The 2,473-nt window shown below is 49.2% G+C and carries 1 protein-coding gene and 1 pseudogene; both read left to right on the top strand.

Going from position 1 to position 2,473, the window contains the following annotated elements; all coding sequences use genetic code 11:
• Positions 1–592, top strand: a pseudogene (locus tag EAO33_RS08805) (outer membrane protein); the annotation flags it as partial.
• Between the two features lie 76 nt (positions 593–668).
• Positions 669–2,473 (top strand): hypothetical protein (locus EAO33_RS08810; RefSeq protein ID WP_120946406.1); only part of this gene is annotated, 1,805 nt, incomplete at its 3' end.

Genomic DNA, 2,473 nt, shown 5'->3' on the forward strand with positions numbered 1-2,473 from the left:
TCCCGCCCCCCTGCCCCCCATTAAAAAGCCCCAAATGCCCATGGTGAGCATTTCTACTAGCAATTTACAAGAACACTCCCTGCAAGTGGGGTTTCAGAGCGAACTAGGCTACCAAAAGTTTTTCACCCCCTTTATTGGAATCTCTACCTATGGGTATTTTAGCTACCGCTACTTGTATATGAAAAAATTCATTGTAGATAGCAATGTGAACGCGCTCAACCGCTACAGCGCGGGTCTGGGGAGCAATCTCTTATTTAATGTCTACACCAAGATCAAAAAGAGCAAGTATAGAAGACAGCCCTCAATCCAAACCTATGGTTTTTTTGCAGGCTTGCTAGGCTTGTTCAATCTGTGGAACGCCACCTTCTTAGGCAATGATACAGGGGTTTGGCGCAATAATATCAATGTGGATGCTACCCTTGGGTTTAGCATGCGTTTCAACCGCTTTAAGTGGATGTTAGGCGTGCATATCCCTTTGGCTAATGCCAACCGCACGATCAATCTAGCTAACCACGATGGCACAGAGACGATCAAACTCTTAGACAATTACAAGAGCGCGGATTTGTTCTTAAATTTTGTTACGATTTTCTAGCCAGATCAGAGGCAAAAAGGCTTTTTTATGTTACTATTTGTGCATACCATTCATAATCTAGCTCTAGGGCAAATCCATGAAAAAAGCCTTAAGCCTTAGTCTGTATCTGTGTTGTGGCGCGAGCGCGCACCCCTTTGCCTCCTATTTGGACGGGGCTTTTATGTCCTTTGGCATGGATGTGGGGGGAGGTAGCGCGCTAGAGAGTGTGCGTAGTGCCCCAAATGCCAACGCTGCTAAAATCGCCGCCTACAAAGCCAATCTAGCAGCCTATAACAACGCTCTAACCCAGCTTAAGGCTAACCAAGCCCAAACCCTCACCCAATTACAAAAATACGCCCAGCAACTTGCCAGCCTCAACCCCAACTCCACCCAAATTGCCCAGATTTTAGCCACATTACAAGATCGCCTAACGCGCGCCCTGCATGTCCAAGCCCTCACAGGGCTAGAACAAGACACCTCTAGCTACCAAAACTACTTAAACCAGCTCATAAGTAGCTACCAAGCCAAAAACCAAGCCCTCCTAACCCAAGCCCAAGAGAGTATCACGCAATACAAGAGTGCGCTAGGTAATGTCAATAAGGATAACCAGCAAACCCTCACCCAAGCCCTAAACACTCTAAACACTCTAAACACCCAAGCCACCCAAGCGGCTAAAGAATTAGGGATCACCTACACCCCCATCACCCCCCCCGTGCAAAGCTCTCAAATCAGTTCGCTCACCCCCGCCCAAGTGATCCAAGCCATCAACACCCTAGCTAGCGACATCAAAACCCTAACCTCTACCATTGGCACGGATATTAGCCAGCTTAGCAACAAGGATAAAGGGGTTGCCCTGCAAAACGCCAATAAGGTCGCCCAGCTCACTAACGCCGCCAATGCCGCTAAAACTGCTGCCACTAGCGCAGCCACTGCTGCTAAAACCGCTAACACAAAGGCACTCAGCCAAATCGCGGGTATAGCCCAGATTCTAGGACAAGCTTTTCACAACCAGTGGATGCAATACGCCGTAGGGGAAAAATGGGGCAAAAGCCCCACAGGGATTAATAACCTCACTTACGCCAATAGCGGGCGCACATGCATTATCCCTAATATCGTGGCGGGCAATATGAGCTCTGCAGGTCCTCATAATTGTGGGAGTTCTTACCCTAGCGCGCCTGAGTTACCCACCGGGCTTACCCTATCTGAAATGTGGAACACGCTTTTTAATGTGGCGCAATTAAGCAAGTATGGGGCAAGCCAATATGTGGGGGCTGAACCCTACTTTGCCAACAACGCCCAAGCCCAAGCGGCTATCAAACAAGAGTTTGCCTATCTCAATTCGTATCTAAGCCCCTCTAACTTTGCGGGCAATTTTACCAATTCTAAACTCTATACCATGTTCAGCGATGCCCTTAGCAGTGGCAATATCGCCCAAGCCCAAAGCCTACTTAAGGACTACACTTCTAGCATGATCCCCTACATGTTAGGCGTGTTTGAAGAAAACCAATACTGGCTTGGGCGCACCCCAAGCCCCACCAACACACAGGAAAACAACGCCTTTAAAGGCTATTGCACTTCAGGGGGTCCGCTATGGATCGGGCTTGATCGTTGCCAACATATTAGTTATGGCGACATCACCTTTTTAGGGGGTTTGGCTTTCAACTCTGAACAAGTGGCTAGCATCATTGGAACGAGCACAGAAACCCAACAGAGTTCAAACATTGTATTAGCGACTAACCCAACCATTAGCGCGCAAGCAAGCATCGCCTCTGGCGCGATCACCAGCGCACAAAGCGCGCAAGCAGCCGCTACCAGCGCGCAAGCAGCCGCTACAAAAGCCCAACAAGCCCTTAGCGATTTTAAACCAACACCCCTCCCCTACCCCATCCCCCCCACCCCTAG

Source organism: Helicobacter labacensis (genome assembly GCF_003660285.1).
Lineage (GTDB): Bacteria > Campylobacterota > Campylobacteria > Campylobacterales > Helicobacteraceae > Helicobacter > Helicobacter labacensis.